This is a genomic window from Hydrogenophaga sp. (genome assembly GCF_030651625.1).
Taxonomy (GTDB): Bacteria; Pseudomonadota; Gammaproteobacteria; order Burkholderiales; family Burkholderiaceae_C; genus Hydrogenophaga.
The window spans coordinates 1-16,734 of record NZ_JAUSCF010000011.1 but is presented as its reverse complement, the minus strand read 5'-3'; the positions used below and the strand labels follow the sequence as shown (position 1 = coordinate 16,734).

Genomic DNA, 16,734 nt, shown 5'->3' with positions numbered 1-16,734 from the left:
ATGGGATTTGCGCGAAGCACGGTGCAGCGGTTGGTTGGGCTTTCCGGTGCGAAATGTCCCCGACCAGAGATACCGTGGAACCGGCTTTGCCGGGCCACTGGTATCGCCCCCTTGAGGGGGTGACGCGCTGAAAGCGCGGCGCGGGGGTGGGTCAAACCTCGAACGTCAATCCGGCGCGGGCCTGGAGCCGTTCAACGAGCGTCATGCCCATGGCCGCACCGGGTGTCCAGACACCCCCAGGCGTCTGGTCGGGCCCGATCTGCTGGGCCAGGCAAAGCGCGGTCTCGCTGATGAGCTTGCAGGTGGAACCGTAGCCAGGGTCCCGATCGCCCGTCACGGTGGCGCTGAGCACCTTGTCGTCTTCGGTCCGGCCGATGAACTGCAGTTCGTAATGACCGAGTTCGCGTTCTTCCAGGGAGGGTCCATCGCCCGGCTTGGGCAGGACAAAGCGCTTGATCAGGGCGCGCGTTGGGCCAAAACCCAGCATGAGGTTCTGCAGGCGGTGCTGGCGGGCCAGCTTCCTGGCGCGGTTTTCGCCCTCGCTGCCCTTGCCGGTGAGCATGCGTTCGCTGTAGAGAAAACCGGTGCCCCACGGGTGTCCAAGCAGGGCATGCGTGCGGTGCACGTTCTTGGTGTTGATGGGCGCCATGACGAAGGGTGCCGTCCAGGATTCGGCCAGACTGTCCCAGGCGGCCGTTTCGTCGTCAGGCTGGGCCGGACCACGGAAACCAGGGGTGAGCGCGAATGGATCCACCAGCGCGTGCGCGAGCATCGGGTCCTTTCGAACCTGGGCCAGCGTGGCGAGAAGGCTCGCTGCCGTGCCACCGGAAAAACCGCCCTTCATCACCTTCACGCGCCCGTGCACGCGGGTCAGCGGTTTGCCGAATTTCTGCAAGGCATGGTGCTGGAGGAAAAGCACGCCCAGATCAAACGGGATCGAGTCAAAGCCGCATGAAAAGACGATGCGTGCACCGCTGTTCTGTGCCGGACCCTGCAGCATCGGAATCATCTTCGCCATCCAGCCTGGTTCGCCGCAAAGATCCACATAGTCGGTTCCCCCCAGCGCACAGGCGTTGATGAGCGTCTGACCATGCAACTGGTATGGCCCCACGGTGGTGATCACGACCCGGGTCTGTGTCACCAGATCGTCCAGTGCCTCTGCATCGGTGGCGTCCACCACGCGCAGCGGCAGGTCGGCGGCAATGCCAAGTTCGTCGCGCAGCGCCGCGAGCTTGCGCGCACTGCGCCCTGCGATGGCCCACTTCACCGGGCCACCGACCCCATAGCTGTTGTGCAGGTACTCGACCACCAGACGCCCCGTGAAGCCGGTGGCGCCATAAACAATGAGGTCGAACGGTCGCAGGCGTTGGTTGTGCATACCGCATGTTCTCAGAAAACACCTGCTTCGCATGCAAGCGGCGCCCGTCGTGCGGGGCCCTGCGCGGCGGAAGGAGCCCGCGAGCTGTCTGACCACAGCCGGCCGCACACGTCCGGGAGTTCGGTCCGCAAGACAAAGGGAAAAATGGAGGTGAGCCGGGTCGGTGATGTGCATGCACCGCCGTGGTAACGTCGCCTGACCATGCGCCGCAATGCCTTCCTCAAAACGCTGCTGCTGGGTGGTCTGGTGCACGCAATGCCTGTACGTGCCACGCCCCCGCCAGCACTCAAGCTGCTCATTCCCGCCAATCCGGGCGGAGGCTGGGACCTCACCGGCCGCGCGCTGGGTGAGGCGCTGGTCAGATCGGGGCAGGCCGCGTCGGTCAGCTATGAGAACCGTGGCGGCGCAGCGGGAGCCATTGGCCTGGCGCAGTTTGCCAACGCCTATGGCGGTGATCCGCACGCAATGATGGTGATGGGCTCGGTCATGCTCGGGGGCATCATCACCGGCAAGCCTCCAGTCGGGCTGTCCAAGATCCGACCGATCGCCCGGCTCACCAACGAATACAACGTGTTCGTTCTGCCACCCCGGTCACCGTTTGAATCGATGCGGGACGTGCTGCGCCAGTTTCGCAACGATCCGCGCAGCATCAAGTGGGGCGGCGGTTCGCGCGGCTCCACCGAGCACGTGGCGGTGCACATGCTGGCCCGTTCCATGGACATCGATGCGCGTCGCATCAACTATGTGCCGTTTCGCGGGGGTGGGGAAGCCGCTGCGGCGCTCATGGCGGGCTACCTCACCGTGGGGGGCAGCGGGCTGAGCGAATTCCTGCCGCACATCAGCAGCGAGCGCATGCGCGTGGTGGCCGTGACCTCGCCCGAGCGACTGCCCGGCCTGACCGCCCCCACCCTGCGCGAGCTGGGTCAGGAGGTGGTGATCGGCAACTGGCGGGGGGTGTGTGCACCGATCGGCCTCGCGGCCGAGCAGCGGCAGGCACTCATCGAGCGGGTGCGCCTGGCGTTGGTATCCCCCAGCTGGAACGCATCGCTGGCGCAGCACCGCTGGATGTCGGAACCCTTGCTGGGTGAGCCGTTCGAGGCCTTTGTGGCCGCAGAATTCGAAAGCATGCGCACCGTGCTGGTCAAGGCCGGTCTGGGCTGAGCGGCAACCACACCAGCACGTCCACGCCGCCAGGACCATCTGACTGCGGCTCCCGGTTGCGCACGTCGATACGACCGTCGAGAGCGTCGACGATGCTGCGGCAAATGGCCAGTCCGAGACCGGCGCCCACCTGACCGCCCACGGCGGCGAACGGCTGGAACAGTCGCTCGCGCTGGCTGTCAGAAATGGCGGGTCCGTCATTGCTCACACGCAGCAGACCTTGCGAGGCTGCATCCACCTGGACCTTCACCATCAGGCGTCCGCCCCGAGGGGTGTTCTTGACCGCGTTGTGCAACAGGTTTCGTGTGAGTTCGCTCAGCATCCATTCATGGGCCTGCACCCAGGTGGGTTCGGTGTCGATGTCGAAGTCGATGCCTTTTTCGGCGATCAGTGGTGCCACATCCAGGGCCACTTCGCGCACGGCGACGTTCAGGCTGGTGGCGCTGGCCTGGGCCTGATCGCGCAGTTGCTCCACCTTGGCCAGGGCGAGCATCTGGTTGGCCATGCGGGTGGCACGGTCCACCGTGTGTTCGATCTCGCCCAGTGCAACTTCGGGCGGCTGATCGCCACGCAGTGCCGACTGCACCTGGGTCTTGAGCACCGCCAGCGGAGTGCGCAACTGGTGCGAGGTGTCGCGCACGAAGCGGCGCTGGTGTTCCAGCAGGTGGGCGAGGCGGCCCATGACCTGGTTGGTGGCGTTGATCAGTGGCCAAAGCTCGCGCGGGGCGCCTTCGCTGTCGATCGGCGTGAGGTCGTTTTCCGTGCGTTCCCGCAGCTGCTCCGACAGGGTGCGAACCGGCAAGGTGGCGCGCTGCACCACCAGCACCACCACGAAGGCGATCACCAGCACCAGCAATCCCTGTCGCCACAGTGTGCTTACCAGCAGCTGGCGCGCCAGGGTCTCGCGCAGTTCCAGGGTCTCGGCCACCTGAATGAGGGCAATGCCTTGCCCCCCGATGCTCGCCACTGGTTGCAGCAGAGCCGCCACACGCACCGGCTGCCCGCGGTACTGGTCGTCGTAGAAGTCCACCAGCGCGGCGTAGGGCGTGTGCAGTGGCACCTTGCCCTGCCAGTCCGGTAGGTCTTCGTAGCCCGACACCATGGCGCCTCCTGGGGTGGACACCTTGTAGTACATGCGGCTCTGGTTGTCGGCCTCGAACGCCTCCAGTGCGGCATAGGGCACGCGCGCGCTCAGGCGGGCTTCATCGTCCTGACCCTTGACATCCAGCTGCTCGCTGATGGTTTTGGCCGATGCCAGCAACGTGCGGTCGTAGGCGGTGTTGGCGGCTTCCAGTGCTTCGCGGTAGTGGCTGATCGAGTTGATGCCCACCAGGCCCAGCACCGGAAGCAGAATGCCCAGCAGCAGATAGCGCCGCAGGGAGGTGCTGCTCGGCGGCGGTTCGGGTGAAGGCGCTCGCGTGCGATGAGGCTGTGTCATGACGGGTTCGCGCCCTGTACCCGCAGCAGGTAGCCCAGCCCCCGCAACGTCACCAACTCCACACCGGTACCCGTCAGGCGCTTGCGCAGGCGGTAGGCGACCACTTCAATCGCTTCGTACTGCACGTCCTGTTCACCCGGAAACACCAGTTCGAACAGGCGCTCCTTGGACACGGCCCGGCCTGGGCGGGTCATCAGTGCCTGCAACAACGCGAGCTCGCGCGGCGGCAGGTCCAGCACCTGGGCGCCCCAGTGCACCGCGCCGCTGTCTCGATCGAGCTGCAACGGACCGATGGTTGGCATGTGGCTGGTGGCGTTGCCTTCGCTGGTCTGCGCTGCACTGCGACGCACCAACGCACGCAGCCGGGCTTCCATCTCGTCGAGATCAAAGGGCTTGGCCAGGTAGTCGTCGGCACCCGTGTTCAGGCCGATCACCCGGTCGCCTACGGTGCCCCGCGCGGTGAGGATGAGCACCGGGGTTTTCCATCCGCGCTGGCGCGCCAGCGTGAGCACCTGCAGGCCATCCAGATGGGGCAGGGTCAGGTCAAGCGCCACCACGTCGGGCTGACACGCTGCCCACTGGTCCAGCGCTTCGCCGCCATCGCCACAGGTCGCCATTTCGAACCCGCGCCGGGACAGGCTGCGCACCAGCGTGGCCTGCAGGGTGGGGTCGTCTTCGATCAGCAGCAGCTTCATTGGGGAATGAACCTAGGGTCAACCCTAGGCAGGTGGACAGGCGTTTGACAGTTTGGCTGGCAACCATTGGCACGTGCCCGGCGGCTTCCAGCCTTGGGGCCATTAGATGGTTGAGGCCTTGCATTTTGCTGTCAAAGCCACTGGCCATGTTCCCACCACCCGCGCACCCCGTAGCGGGTTCACTCAGGAGACTTTCATGACACGCATTTCCAACCTGGCCCGATGGGCCGCTCCCGCTGGTCTGGCCACGGCCGTGCTGGCCAGCCCCGCCTGGGCGTTCCAGCCCGGCAACACCGAATGCATCGCACCCGCCGGCGCGGGCGGCGGCTGGGACATGACCTGCCGCCTGGTGGGCAAGGCCCTGCAGGACCAGAAGCTCATTCCCGGCACCATGCAGGTGCTCAACAAGGCCGGTGGCGGCGGTGGTGCGGCCTTTGCCGAGGTGGTGAACAAGCGCAACACGGAGAACAACCTCATCGTGGCCGCTTCGTCGTCCACCGCGACGCGCCTGGGCCAGAACGCCTACCCGGGCAACGACATGACGCAGGTGCGCTGGGTGGCCTCCGTGGGTGCCGACTACGGAATGATCGCCGTCGCCGCCGATTCGCCGTTCAACACCTTGCCGGAACTGATGGCCAAGGTGAAGAGCGACCCGACCTCGGTGTCGTTTGCAGGCGGGTCCGCCGTGGGCGGCTGGGATCACCTGAAGGTGTTGATGGCGGCACGCAAGTCCGGCATCACCAATGTGCGCAGTGTCAAGTACGTGGCCTTTGACGGCGGCGGCGAGGCCGTGACCCAGTTGCTGGCCGGCAAGATCCAGGCCTTCACCGGTGACATTTCAGAAGCCAAGGGCTTTGTCGACGCCGGCAAGATCAAGGTGCTGGCCGTGCTGGCACCCGAACGGCTGGATGGCGAGTTCGCCAAGTTTCCCACCGCGCGTGAGCAGGGACTGGACGCCATCGGTGCCAACTGGCGAGGCTTTTATGCCCCGGGCAAGATGAGCGACGAGGCCTACCAGTTCTGGGTCAAGAGCCTGGGCACGGTCTACGACTCCAAGGAATGGAAAGACACCATGGCCAAGCAGGGCATGGCCCCGCTGAACCTGCGTGGCGACGCGTTCCAGAAGTTCGTCAAGGAGTCGGTCGACGAGATCCAGGCCCTGTCGAAAGAGATCGGCATCATCAAGTGAGCAATGCCTGCCAGGGGAAGGTTGCGAACCGCGCACCCCTGGCAGCCTGACAACACCTGCAGAGCAGCGGTTGTCAGGCCCCGTCCGAATTCCTGCAGTTGAACAAGGGGTGGCCATGAGCGACCGTATTTTTGGCGGCATCGTGCTGACGATGTCGTTGCTGATGATGTGGGCAACGACCCTCATCGAAGAAAGTTTCATCCAGGACCCGCTGGGCCCCAAGGCTTTTCCGCTGGTGATTGCCGGCGTGATGGCGATTTCAGCGGTGGTGATGTTCTTCAAGCCCGACGGCGAGCCCGAGTGGCCTGGCCTGTACAAGGTGCTGGAACTGGTGGCCACCGTGGGTGTGTTCATCGCCTATGCACAGATGCTGCCCATCGCCGGCTTTGTGGTGGCCACCGTGTTTGCCACCGCCTTTCTGGTGTGGCGCCTGGGCGGCACACCCCGGCAGGCGGGCGTGGGTGGCATCGCGATCGCGGTGGGCATCTACCTGGTCTTCCATTTCATGCTGGGCCTGAACCTGGCCAAAGGCCCCTGGGGCTTCTGAGCCTCGGCTGAACCCCCGAACCGGAAATCGACATGGACAGTCTCAATCATCTCGCCGATGGCTTTGCCATCGCGCTCACCTGGCAGAACCTGCTGCTGGCGCTCGTCGGCTGTTTTCTGGGCACCATGATCGGCGCGCTGCCGGGCCTGGGCCCCTCCAACGGCGTGGCGATCTTGATCCCGGTGGTGTTCAGCATGGGGCTGGGCGCCACGCCCGCGCTCATCCTGCTCACCAGCGTCTACTACGGCGCCATGTACGGTGGACGCATCTCGTCCATTCTGCTCAACATCCCGGGGGACGAACCGGCGCTCATGACCACGCTCGACGGTTACCCGATGGCGCGCCAGGGCAAGGCTGGCGAAGCGCTGGCCATTTCCGGCATTGCCTCATTCGTGGGCGCGTTCTTCGCCACCTGGGGCCTGGTGTTCCTGGCGCCCCAACTGGTGGGTGTGGCCCTGCTGTTCGGCCCGGCCGAGTATTTCGCCATGTTCACCCTGGCCTTTGCCACACTGGGCGGGGTCACCAGCTCCAACCAGGCCAAGGCAGCTTTCGCTGCGGCCATCGGCCTGTCGCTGGCGTTCGTGGGTGTGGACGGCCAGACCGGCGTGCCGCGCTTCACGGGCGGCAACGTGCACTTCTACGACGGCATCGACTTCCTGATCGCCATCGTCGGCATGTTTGCCCTGTCTGAAGTGCTGGTGTTCATCGAAGAGCGCGGCAAGGCCAACAGCCACAGCACCCAGCCCGTGACCGAACTGGGGCGCGTCACGCCACCGTGGTCCATGATCAGGCAGACCAGTGGTTCCATGGGCCGCAGCACGGTGCTGGGTTTCATCGCCGGTGTGCTGCCGGGTGCGGGTGCCTCGCTGGGCTCGTTCCTGGCGTACACGCTGGAGAAAAAATGGGTGGGCAAGAAAGGCAATTTTGGCAAGGGCGATCCACGCGGGGTGGCCGCACCTGAAGCCGGCAACAACGCCGCGGCCGGTGGCGCTCTGGTGCCCATGCTGGCACTGGGTGTGCCGGGCTCCGGCACCACGGCCGTGCTGCTGGCCATGCTGCTCTCGCTCGACATCACCCCCGGCCCGCTGCTCTTCACCAACAACCCCGATGTGGTCTGGGGTCTGATCGCCGCGCTGTTCATCGGCAACGTCATGCTGCTGCTGCTCAACATCCCCATGGTGGGTCTGTTCACCCGCGTGCTGCGCGTGCCGGCTTACTACCTGATGCCGGCCGTGGCCATGATCTCTTTCATCGGCATTTATGCGCTCACCAACTCCACCTTCGACCTCATGCTCATGATTGGTTTCGGTGTGCTGGGCTGGGTGTTCCGCAAGCTCAGCATTCCCATGGTGCCGGTGATTCTGGGTGTGTTGCTGGGCGAGTTGATGGAGAAGAACCTGCGGCGCGCGCTCACCATTTCTGATGGCGATCTGTCCATTCTTTATGGATCGCCGCTGGCAGTGGGCTTCCTCACCGTGGCTGTGGTCGGCTTCGTGGCGCCCATCTTTGTGAGCCGCTATGTGAACTTCAAGAAGCTTAGGGAAGAGTCCCACAACGACGGCACGTCGGACTGATTCCTCGTTCGGCGGGTGGGCGGTGAGCGCGGCGACCATGGTTGCCCGTTGACTGCCCATCTTTCATGACGTCGCCTCAACGCATCGGCATCGTGGGTTGCACCGATGAAGGTGCTGCCCTGTGCTACCGCACCCATTGCAGCGAAGGTACCGCTGGCTCGGGTCCCATTCCCATCCCGAGGGGTCGATGCTCACGCCCTCGCTGTCAACCGGCGTGCGCGCACTGGAGCACGGCGACATGGAGGCCTGCGCCACAAGCATGCTCGACCCGGCCCGCAAGCTCGCCGCGGTGAGTGCCGACTACCTCATCCGCCCCGACAAAACCATTCAACAGGCCTTCGAGCAGGTGGCTCCGCGGTTGCCATTGCCCTGGCTGCACATCGCCGAGGTGGTCGCAGAGGAGTCACCGTCCCGGCGCTTTCAGTGGCTGGGCATCTCGGGCACGCGCTGGCTGGTGGAAAGCGATGTGTACCCCCGCAAGCTCGAAGCGCATGGCTTGCGGCGGCTGCATCCCCCGGGAGCCGACCGCATCCGCATGGGTCAGACCAGGCAGTCGCACTTGTGAAGTCCATGGCGCAACACCACCAATTCCACAAAAGAATGTGGAATTGGTGGTGTTGGTGTGGATTTCATATGGTTGTCACGTTGAGGCGGGAACATGCAACTCGCATCGTCTTTGCTGTTGTTTCCAACCCTGTCCTGAAGGAACTGCACTATGTCCCGTATCAATTGCTCACTGCCTCATTCACTGGAAAGTGTCTCCCATCAGCGCCGCCAGTTTCTCAAGAGCAGCGCCACCGTATCGGCCGCCGCCATGCTGGGTGGCATGCCACTGTTTGCCTCCGGGCAGCAGCAAGTCAAGCTGGCCTTCATGTACCCGGTGGGTGTCTCGGGTGACATCAACCGCCTGGTCTCGAACATGATCAGCAGCTTCAATGCCGCCCACAGCGACATTCAGGTGGAAGCCATCTACGCCGGCAGCTACGACAACACCGAGCAAAAGGTGATGACCGCCCTGGGCGTGGGCGACCCGCCAGCTTCGTGGCTGCCGATCAACTCCATGCTGACGACCTTTCTGGCCATGGATGCCCTGGAAGACGTGACTGCGCTGGCCAAGGTAGACGACATTTACCAGGACTTCATGCCCGGTTTCCTGGGTACTTGCATGTCCGACGACAAGCTCTACGGACTGCCGTTCCAGTGCAGCACACCCGTGGTGTACTACAACAAGACAGCGTTTGAAAAGGCCGGTGTCAAGGCAGGGCCGACCAACTGGAGCGAGCTGGAGGCCGCGGCCAAGGCGCTCACCGTGCGACAGGGCGACGCCACCGCACAGTGGGGCCTGACCATCGGCGGCGGCTGGCACGACTGGATCTTTGAAAGCTTCGTGCGCCAGAACGGCCTGGTGTTCTGGAACAAGGAAAAAGTGGCCTTCGATGCACCTGAGAGTGTGGATGCACTCGAGTTCTGGCTGCGCATGGTCCAGGCCGGCACGATGCCCGCGGCATCGACCTGGCAGAGCTCGGCCAATGACTTCATGGCCGGTCGCACGGCCATGCTCTATCACTCGACCGGTTCGATGACCAACATCCTCAAGTCGTCGTCTTTCCCGGTGGGTGTGGTGCCCATGCCCAAGAACAAGATGATCGGCTCGACCATGGGTGGTGGTCCGATCCTCATCGCCAAGAAGCAGCCTGATGCCCACAAGCGGGCCGCCTGGACCTTCGCGCGCTGGATGACCAACACCGCCAACCAGGCGCAGTGGTGTATCGACACCGGCTACCTGGCCGCGCGCAAGTCGTCCTGGGAGACACCGGTGCTCAAGGCGCACGTGGCCAAGCAGCCCGAGGCCCGCACCGCATTTGTCACTGCCGAAGTGGCCGGCGCTTTCCTGCAGGTACCGGGCTACCACAAGGTTCGCAGCCACCTGCAAAGCGCGATCGACCGCACGCTGGTGGGCGAGGTCAAGCCCGACGCCGCATTGCGCGAGGCGACCGCCAAGTCCAACCTCGAAATCCAGCGTCTGTCTCGCCGCCGCAGCTGATTGCACACACCATGAACCCGCAGACGGTCGAACCTGCCGAGCCAGCGGGTCACGCGCTGAAACGTCGGCGTCGTCGCGAGCTGCTCACCGCACTGGTGATGCTCGCGCCTTCGCTGGTGTTCCTGGCGGCGTTCACCTACTGGCCCATCCTGCGTTCGGCTGCCTACGGGTTCTTCGATGTTCAGCTCGGCTCCAGCGAGATCTTCTATGTGGGCTGGGAGAACTACCAGCGCCTGTGGCACGACGCGCTGTTCTGGCAGTCGCTGCGCAACACCGTCGTCTACATGGTCGTGACGGTGCCCACTTCGATTGGTCTGGCGTTGCTGCTGGCGGTGGCACTGGACCGAGGCCTGCGTGGCACCGCGCTGTACCGGTCCACGTTCTTCTACCCGGTGATGATCCCGTCGGTGGCCGCCGGTATGGTGTGGGTGTTTCTCTACGCGCCGGGCTACGGTCCTGTCAATGCCTTGCTCGCCTGGTTGGGCCTGCCCAAGCTTGAATGGCTGTATGACCCCCGTTGGGCCTTGCCCGCGATCATCTTCATGAGCATCTGGAAATACGCCGGGTACTTCATGCTGATCCTTTTGGCTGCGCTGCAGCTGGTGCCGCGCGACCTGTACGAGGCTGCCCGGCTTGACGGCGTGTCCGGCTTCCGCCAACTGGTGCACATCACCGTACCACTGATATCGCCCACGCTGTACTTCGTCGTGGTGATCGGCGTGCTGCACTCCTACCAGATCTTCGACTATGTGTTCGTGATGACCCAGGGCGGCCCGGCTGACGCCACCAACGTCCTCACTTTCTACATCTACCAGAACGCTTTCCAGTTTCAGGACATCGGCACCGCATCGGCAATCGCCAACATCCTGCTGCTCGTGGTCGGCGGCCTGATTGCCATCGTTGCGCTGACGCTGGGCCGCCGCGTGCACTACATGGGCCGATAGAAATGGCTCACCGCCTTCGCACCTCTGGTACTTCCCCCTGGAAGGGGGGTGGCACCTCGGACCGGCAAAGCCGGACCCCCCTTGCCCCTGAAACTGGTGGTCTCGCATGCACGGGATCGGTGGAGAACTGACATGCAGATCAAGATGTTTCTTACGCGTTCGCGCTGGATGCACTGGCTGCTGGTTCCGGTGATGCTGTTGTGGTTGAGCCCGCTGGCCTGGATGGCGCTGACCTCACTCAAGACCCGCGCCGAGATCTTTGATCCTGCTGCCGGACTGTTGCCGCAGGTGCTGCAATGGAGCAATTACCCGGCGGCCTTGTCGGTTGCCCCCTTTGGCTCCTATCTCATCAACTCGTTGCTGGTGACCGGTGGCATCTTGCTTGCGCAACTTACTACCATCACCTTGGCCGCCTATGCGTTCGCGCGCTTGCGCTTCCCCGGGCGCGATCTGCTGTTCGGGTTGTTTCTTCTGCAGGTGATGTTCCCGATCTATGCCACCTTTCTCACCAACTTCATCACCGTGCGCGAGCTGGGCCTGCTCAACAGCCTGTGGGCGCTGATGGTGCCGTTCATCGCCAGCGGCTATGGCACCTTCATGCTGCGCCAGGCCTTCCGGCAGGTGCCGCAAGACCTGGCCGACGCAGCGCGCCTGGACGGCTGCGGCCACTGGGCCACCCTGTGGCATGTCTACCTGCCTCTGGTGAAACCCACGCTGATCGCGTTCGGCATGATTTCCGTCGTGACCCACTGGAACGACTACATGTGGCCGCTGCTGGTCACCAACAGCGAGTCGGTGCGCACCCTGCCCATCGGGCTGGGGTTGCTGGCGAAGGCCGACAGCGGGGCCGACTGGCCGCGCCTGATGGCCGCCACCATGGTGGTCATCGCGCCGCTCATGCTGCTGTTCCTGATCTTCCAGCGCCGCTTTGTCGACAGTTTCATGCACGCTGGTCTGAAATGAGTTTCTTTTTTGCCCGCTCTGACCATTCACACCCATGACCGCCATCTCCCTGCAAGGCATCAGCAAACGCTATCGCGACCACGTCGCCGTGGAGGGCCTCGATCTCGAAGTGCAGGCCGGCGAATTCATGGTCCTGGTCGGACCGTCTGGTTGCGGCAAGTCCACCACCCTGCGCATGATCGCCGGCCTGGAAGACATCAGTGAAGGGCGACTGCTGATTGGCGGACGCGACGTCACCCACGCGGAACCGCACGAGCGCGATATCGCGATGGTGTTCCAGTCTTACGCGCTCTATCCGCACATGACGGTCCACATGAACATGGCCTTCGGGCTGTTGCGCACCAGCCGGCTTGCGCGCGACGAGATCGAGGCACGCGTGCAGGAAGCCGCGCAACGGCTGCAGATCACCGAACTGCTGCAACGCCGCCCGAACGAACTCTCCGGTGGTCAGCGCCAGCGCGTGGCCATTGGTCGTGCGCTCGTGCGCAAACCCAAGGTCTTTCTTTTTGACGAGCCGCTCTCCAACCTGGACGCCAAGCTGCGCACCCACATGCGTAGTGAGCTGGAGCGTCTGCACGCTGAACTCGGCATCACCATCGTGTACGTGACGCACGACCAGGTGGAAGCGATGACCCTGGGCACCCGGATCGCCGTGATGGATCGCGGGCACCTGTGTCAGGTCGGGGCGCCGATGGAGGTCTACCGCCGACCCGCGAACCGTTTCGTGGCTTCGTTCATCGGCTCGCCCGAGATGAACTTCCTCCCAGTACCGGAAGCGCTCACGCCAGGTCGCGCGTGGCTGAATGCCCAGTATGGCGATGTCGCCATCCAGCACTGTGCTGTGCTGGGCCTGCGCCCGGAAGAGTTGGCCATCTCCGTCGAGCAGGTGCCGGCCCCTCTGAGTTGGCGTGGGGTGGTGCAGCGGGTGGAGCGGCTTGGTGCCGAGGCCTACGCCCAGATCAGGGTTGGTGAATCCGATGTGCTGGTGCGCACCGAAGCCGACGCTGTTCTCGAGGCTGAGCAGGCCATTGTCCTCGAGCCCGAACTCGCCCGAATTCGCGTGTTCGACGCCCACACCGGCGCGCTGTTGACCGGGCGTGTCTGATGCCGATGAGCCTGACGCCCGTGCTGAGCGCACGAAAGGAACGCATTTTCGAGATCCTGCGCGCCACGCCCTCCATCACCACGGCAGAACTGGCGCAGCGCCTGGGCGTGTCGGGCGAGACGGTGCGGCGCGATTTGCAGGCCATGGCGGACGACGGCATCGTGGAAAAATTTCATGGTGGTGTCAGCCTGCACCGCGATGTGCAGGAGTCGCCCTTCCAGCTTCGCTTGCGCACCAATGTCGCCATCAAGCGGCGTCTGGCGCAGCATGTTTCCCGGTTGCTGCCAGAGGGTGCAAGCGTCGTCCTGGACAACAGCAGCACCGCCTGTTTCGTGGCCGAAGCCCTTGCCGAACGCCGCGGCTTGACGGTGGCGACCCCATCGCTGGAGGTGGCGCGCGCGCTGGCCCTGGGCGGCGACCGGCACACTGTGATGCTGCCGGGCGGTACCCTGCGCAGCAGCGACATGACACTCGCTGGTGCCAATGCCATGCGCTTTGCCACACAATTGCACCCGGACTACCTGATTGTTTCCGTGGCCGCCTTGAGCGCACGAGGTGGCTGCCTCGACTTCGACCCCTTTGAGGTCGAGTTCAAGCAGGCGGTGAGTCCGCATGCCGGCAGCGTGATCGTGGTGGCCGATGCCAGCAAGTTCGAAGCCCCTGGTCTGATCACCAGCCTGCCTTGGCAAAACGTCCGCGTGCTTGTGGTGGATAGAACGTTGCCGGAACCATTGGCTCGCGCCACCGAAGGTATCCAAGTGGAAGTGACCGGACCTGTGTCGGATTCCTTCTGATTGATTCGACTGGTCCCGGCATCCGGGTCAGACCCAGACCGGGCGCTGAAACCGTTGCAGAACCTGTGCGCAGCGTCTCTTCTCGATCTTTTTCGATTGCCATCTTCCGCTATCCTTGCGCCCGGCGCTTTCGCCGACTTATCGCCTTCAATCTTCACCATGTCCCCCACCCCCAACAAAGTCGAACTGGCACTTGAGAAGTTCATCTTCTCCAGCCGATGGATTCTGGTGCCGTTCCTGCTCGGTCTCATTGTCGGCATGGTGGTCATGCTGCTCAAGTTCTTCAAGGAGCTGGTGCTTCTGATCCAGGGGGTACTGGGCATCATCCAGCACGACACGGTCATCTCCATCCTGACGCTGGTGGACACCGCGCTGATTGCCGTGCTGCTGCTGATCATCGTGTTCAGCTCTTACGAGAACTTCGTCTCCAAGCTGAGCATCGGCGACCATGAGGACCGGCCTGCCTGGATGGGCAAGGTGGGTTTTGCCGATCTGAAGATGAAGCTGATCGGTGCCATCGTGGCCATTTCGGCGGTGGAGCTGCTCAAGGCGTTTCTGGTCAGCACCACGCTCACGGGCGAAGAGCTGGGCTGGAAGATCGCAATCCACCTGACCTTCGTGATCTCCGGCCTGCTTTTCGCGACGGCCGACTGGATCACCGACCAGCGCAAATAAGGGTCTGCGGCACCGCACCCGTCACTCGGGACCTGATCCGCCCTGCCGGGCACGTGGGGGCGCTCATGGCGGTCATTTCGGAACCTTTGGTACGCGAAGCGTTACAAAAGACTGGCCTGGCAACCGGGTTCGGTCCATGACAATCAGGTCGCGCGGGCGCTGCCGCTGTTGCGCGCCCATATTCACAAAGCCAATATTCCGGTGCAGCAATTGCGACACAAAGATCTGACCGCGCGTTCCGCGCTTGAACTTCGCCGCCTCATCGGGCGACGTGAAATTTCCCCCGTCGAGCTGATGAAGGCGTGCATCGACCGCATCGAGGCACTGAACCCCGGCGTCAACGCCATCGCCGCCACCGACTTTGACCGTGCGCTGGCACAGGCCCGCGAAGCTGAAGCGCAGGTGCTGCGCGGCGAAGCATTGCCGCTGCTGCATGGCCTTCCCATCGGGGTGAAGGACCTGCAACACACCGCTGGCCTGCTCACCACCTGTGGCAACGTGGGCCTGCGCGACCACGTGCCCACCGAAGACACCGCCCTGGTGGCACGCCTGCGCCATGCCGGTGCCATCGTCACCGCCAAGACCAACGTGCCCGACATGGGCGCCGGTGGCAACACACGCAACCCGGTGTGGGGTGCCACTGGCAACCCGTTTGACAACCAGCTCAACGCCGGTGGCTCGTCTGGCGGGTCGGCGGCCGCACTGGCCACCGACATGCTGCCCCTGTGCACCGGGTCAGACACCGGCGGCTCGCTGCGCATTCCGGCGTCGCTGTGTGGTGTGGTGGGCCTGCGCCCCAGCCCCGGGCTGATTGCCAACGACCACCGGGCACTGGGCTGGTCCGTTCTGTCCGTTCTGGGTCCCATGGCCCGCAGTGTGCAGGACACCGCTTTTTTCATGGCCGCCAGCGTGGGTTCGCACCCCTACGACCCCATCAGCCGCGACGTGTCCGGCGATGCCTACTGGCCGCTGCCCGAGGTCGACCTGTCCACCTTGCGCATCGGCGTCGTGGAAGACTTTGGCGTTTGCGCGGTGGAGCCCGACATCCGCAAGACCTTTCGCGATCGCGTGAAGCGCTTGTCTTCGCAGGTGCACAGCTGCGAAACGATCGATCTGGGCCTCACGCAGGACGCGCACCGTGCGTTCGACATCCTGCGCTCGGAAACGTTTCTGGCCGCGTACGGCGAAACCTTTGAAAAGGCGCCCGAAACGCTCGGCCCCAACGTGGTGGCCAATGTGGAAATGGCCGCCGGTTTCACCCTGGCCGACCGTGCCTGGGCGCATCTGGAACAGACCCGCATCGCTCGCCACTTTGCGCACGCGCTCTCCCGCTGCGACCTGATCGTGGCGCCGGTCACGCCCATGTCGCCGTTCCCCTGGACGCAGCTGTATGCCGAGCGCGTGGATGGCCAGACGATGCGCAATTACTACGAGTGGCTGTCGCTGACCTACGTGGTCACGCTGGCCACCAACCCCACGATCTCGCTGCCCTGTGGCGTGGATTCGCGGGGCATGCCGTTCGGCCTGCAGGTGATCGGCCCCCTGCGCGGTGACGCCGCCTTGCTGGCCGCCTCGATGGCCATGGAGCAGGCATTCCAGGCCGACGCCGCCACCCGCCGGCCCCGCCCGGGCATCGAAGCCCTGCTCAAGGCGAATCCGGCGCTCACGCGGATGGTGACGCACTCCCCCCTGCGCCGCTGACGCGGCTTCCCCCCTCTCTAGCGCCTTCGGCTTGGAGGGGGGACGGCAGCTTGGGCCGGTGGAGCCGGACCCTTGCTGCCCCTGGATCAAGGCATTTCGCGCTGGAGGCAATTTGGCACACCCCCCGTGCGCCCCTCACCTCAACTCATACTCAAACGTACTCACCACCCGTAACCGCTTGGTGCGCGAACTCCCATCGTCGAAGTCATTCCCGTCGTCCCCGGTGATTCGGATCACACCCTGGTTGGCGTTCTTCAATGGCCCCAGTCGGGCACCCGCTTCGGCAGCGAACTTGTCGGCCTGTTCTCTGGCATTGCGGGTGGCCTCTGCCAGCAACGGGGCCTTGATGTCATTGAAGCCGCGCAGCTGGTAGCGCGGGCCGCTGCGGCCGCCTTCGTTTTCGCCCCCCAGCTGCACGCCAGCCTGAATCAGCGGGTCAATCGCCAGTGCGGCGCTTTCTACGTCGGCCACGCGGGCCGATTTCACCAGCACCTGGCCGGTGCCGTTGAAGCGGAAGGGTTGGTTG

The 16,734-nt window shown here is 64.3% G+C and carries 16 protein-coding genes; 12 read left to right on the top strand and 4 right to left on the bottom strand.

The features are described 5' to 3' along the window. Window positions 1-151 precede the first annotated feature (151 nt). Window positions 152-1,378 carry a trans-acting enoyl reductase family protein gene (locus Q7V46_RS04610; RefSeq protein WP_304912341.1) on the bottom strand — a complete coding sequence of 409 codons (1,227 nt, stop codon included), beginning with the start codon at window positions 1,376-1,378 and terminating at the stop codon, window positions 152-154. Window positions 1,379-1,579: 201 nt separating this feature from the next. Here Q7V46_RS04610 and Q7V46_RS04605 point away from each other — a divergent pair, with 201 nt between their 5' ends. Further along, the gene (locus tag Q7V46_RS04605; protein ID WP_304912340.1) at window positions 1,580-2,539 is read left to right on the top strand and encodes a tripartite tricarboxylate transporter substrate binding protein; all 960 of its coding nucleotides are present in this window, start codon (window positions 1,580-1,582) and stop codon (window positions 2,537-2,539) included. Here Q7V46_RS04605 and Q7V46_RS04600 read toward each other — a convergent pair. After that, entirely contained in the window at window positions 2,520-3,977 is a 1,458-nt protein-coding gene (locus Q7V46_RS04600; RefSeq protein ID WP_304912339.1) for a sensor histidine kinase, read from the bottom strand. The genes Q7V46_RS04605 and Q7V46_RS04600 overlap by 20 nt on opposite strands. Beyond that, window positions 3,974-4,672: a response regulator transcription factor gene (locus tag Q7V46_RS04595; protein ID WP_304912338.1), complete on the bottom strand. Its 699-nt coding sequence runs from the start codon at window positions 4,670-4,672 to the stop codon at window positions 3,974-3,976. Before Q7V46_RS04595 ends, Q7V46_RS04600 begins: the two co-directional genes overlap by 4 nt. A gap of 196 nt (window positions 4,673-4,868) precedes the next feature. Here Q7V46_RS04595 and Q7V46_RS04590 point away from each other — a divergent pair, with 196 nt between their 5' ends. The 11 genes from Q7V46_RS04590 to Q7V46_RS04540 all read left to right on the top strand — a co-directional run bounded on the left by Q7V46_RS04590 (window position 4,869) and on the right by Q7V46_RS04540 (window position 16,208). Continuing rightward, window positions 4,869-5,861: a tripartite tricarboxylate transporter substrate binding protein gene (locus Q7V46_RS04590; protein WP_304912337.1), complete on the top strand. Its 993-nt coding sequence runs from the start codon at window positions 4,869-4,871 to the stop codon at window positions 5,859-5,861. A gap of 115 nt (window positions 5,862-5,976) precedes the next feature. After that, window positions 5,977-6,408, top strand: coding sequence for a tripartite tricarboxylate transporter TctB family protein (locus Q7V46_RS04585; protein ID WP_304912336.1), 432 nt, complete (start codon window positions 5,977-5,979; stop codon window positions 6,406-6,408). A gap of 32 nt (window positions 6,409-6,440) precedes the next feature. Beyond that, a complete protein-coding gene (locus Q7V46_RS04580) occupies window positions 6,441-7,982 on the top strand; it encodes a tripartite tricarboxylate transporter permease (protein WP_304912335.1) in 1,542 nt (513 codons plus the stop codon). Window positions 7,983-8,169: 187 nt separating this feature from the next. Further along, window positions 8,170-8,547, top strand: a complete 378-nt coding sequence (locus tag Q7V46_RS04575) for a hypothetical protein (protein ID WP_304912334.1) — start codon at window positions 8,170-8,172, stop codon at window positions 8,545-8,547. A 150-nt stretch (window positions 8,548-8,697) separates the two neighbouring features. After that, window positions 8,698-10,026: an ABC transporter substrate-binding protein gene (locus tag Q7V46_RS04570; RefSeq protein WP_304912333.1), complete on the top strand. Its 1,329-nt coding sequence runs from the start codon at window positions 8,698-8,700 to the stop codon at window positions 10,024-10,026. An 11-nt stretch (window positions 10,027-10,037) separates the two neighbouring features. Beyond that, window positions 10,038-10,970, top strand: a complete 933-nt coding sequence (locus tag Q7V46_RS04565; RefSeq protein WP_304912332.1) for a carbohydrate ABC transporter permease — start codon at window positions 10,038-10,040, stop codon at window positions 10,968-10,970. A gap of 132 nt (window positions 10,971-11,102) precedes the next feature. After that, window positions 11,103-11,933, top strand: a complete 831-nt coding sequence (locus Q7V46_RS04560) for a carbohydrate ABC transporter permease (RefSeq protein WP_304912331.1) — start codon at window positions 11,103-11,105, stop codon at window positions 11,931-11,933. A gap of 34 nt (window positions 11,934-11,967) precedes the next feature. Beyond that, a complete protein-coding gene (locus Q7V46_RS04555; RefSeq protein ID WP_304912330.1) occupies window positions 11,968-13,038 on the top strand; it encodes an ABC transporter ATP-binding protein in 1,071 nt (356 codons plus the stop codon). Between the two features lie 5 nt (window positions 13,039-13,043). Beyond that, a complete protein-coding gene (locus tag Q7V46_RS04550; RefSeq protein ID WP_304912329.1) occupies window positions 13,044-13,832 on the top strand; it encodes a DeoR/GlpR family DNA-binding transcription regulator in 789 nt (262 codons plus the stop codon). Window positions 13,833-13,991: 159 nt separating this feature from the next. Continuing rightward, window positions 13,992-14,507: a TIGR00645 family protein gene (locus tag Q7V46_RS04545; RefSeq protein ID WP_304912328.1), complete on the top strand. Its 516-nt coding sequence runs from the start codon at window positions 13,992-13,994 to the stop codon at window positions 14,505-14,507. A gap of 201 nt (window positions 14,508-14,708) precedes the next feature. Then, window positions 14,709-16,208: an amidase gene (locus Q7V46_RS04540; protein WP_304912327.1), complete on the top strand. Its 1,500-nt coding sequence runs from the start codon at window positions 14,709-14,711 to the stop codon at window positions 16,206-16,208. Between the two features lie 135 nt (window positions 16,209-16,343). Here the strand turns inward: Q7V46_RS04540 and Q7V46_RS04535 are convergent. After that, window positions 16,344-16,734 (bottom strand): SIMPL domain-containing protein (locus Q7V46_RS04535; protein WP_370690280.1); only part of this gene is annotated, 391 nt, incomplete at its 5' end.

Excerpts from the sequence above, each read along its gene's own strand:
- Q7V46_RS04610 (WP_304912341.1), bottom strand. The coding sequence starts at position 1,378 with ATGCACAACCAACGCCTGCGACCGTTCGACCTCATTGTTTATGGCGCC.
- Q7V46_RS04605 (WP_304912340.1), top strand. The coding sequence starts at position 1,580 with ATGCGCCGCAATGCCTTCCTCAAAACGCTGCTGCTGGGTGGTCTGGTG.
- Q7V46_RS04600 (WP_304912339.1), bottom strand. The coding sequence starts at position 3,977 with ATGACACAGCCTCATCGCACGCGAGCGCCTTCACCCGAACCGCCGCCG.
- Q7V46_RS04595 (WP_304912338.1), bottom strand. The coding sequence starts at position 4,672 with ATGAAGCTGCTGCTGATCGAAGACGACCCCACCCTGCAGGCCACGCTG.
- Q7V46_RS04590 (WP_304912337.1), top strand. The coding sequence starts at position 4,869 with ATGACACGCATTTCCAACCTGGCCCGATGGGCCGCTCCCGCTGGTCTG.
- Q7V46_RS04585 (WP_304912336.1), top strand. The coding sequence starts at position 5,977 with ATGAGCGACCGTATTTTTGGCGGCATCGTGCTGACGATGTCGTTGCTG.
- Q7V46_RS04580 (WP_304912335.1), top strand. The coding sequence starts at position 6,441 with ATGGACAGTCTCAATCATCTCGCCGATGGCTTTGCCATCGCGCTCACC.
- Q7V46_RS04575 (WP_304912334.1), top strand. The coding sequence starts at position 8,170 with ATGCTCACGCCCTCGCTGTCAACCGGCGTGCGCGCACTGGAGCACGGC.
- Q7V46_RS04570 (WP_304912333.1), top strand. The coding sequence starts at position 8,698 with ATGTCCCGTATCAATTGCTCACTGCCTCATTCACTGGAAAGTGTCTCC.
- Q7V46_RS04565 (WP_304912332.1), top strand. The coding sequence starts at position 10,038 with ATGAACCCGCAGACGGTCGAACCTGCCGAGCCAGCGGGTCACGCGCTG.
- Q7V46_RS04560 (WP_304912331.1), top strand. The coding sequence starts at position 11,103 with ATGCAGATCAAGATGTTTCTTACGCGTTCGCGCTGGATGCACTGGCTG.
- Q7V46_RS04555 (WP_304912330.1), top strand. The coding sequence starts at position 11,968 with ATGACCGCCATCTCCCTGCAAGGCATCAGCAAACGCTATCGCGACCAC.
- Q7V46_RS04550 (WP_304912329.1), top strand. The coding sequence starts at position 13,044 with ATGAGCCTGACGCCCGTGCTGAGCGCACGAAAGGAACGCATTTTCGAG.
- Q7V46_RS04545 (WP_304912328.1), top strand. The coding sequence starts at position 13,992 with ATGTCCCCCACCCCCAACAAAGTCGAACTGGCACTTGAGAAGTTCATC.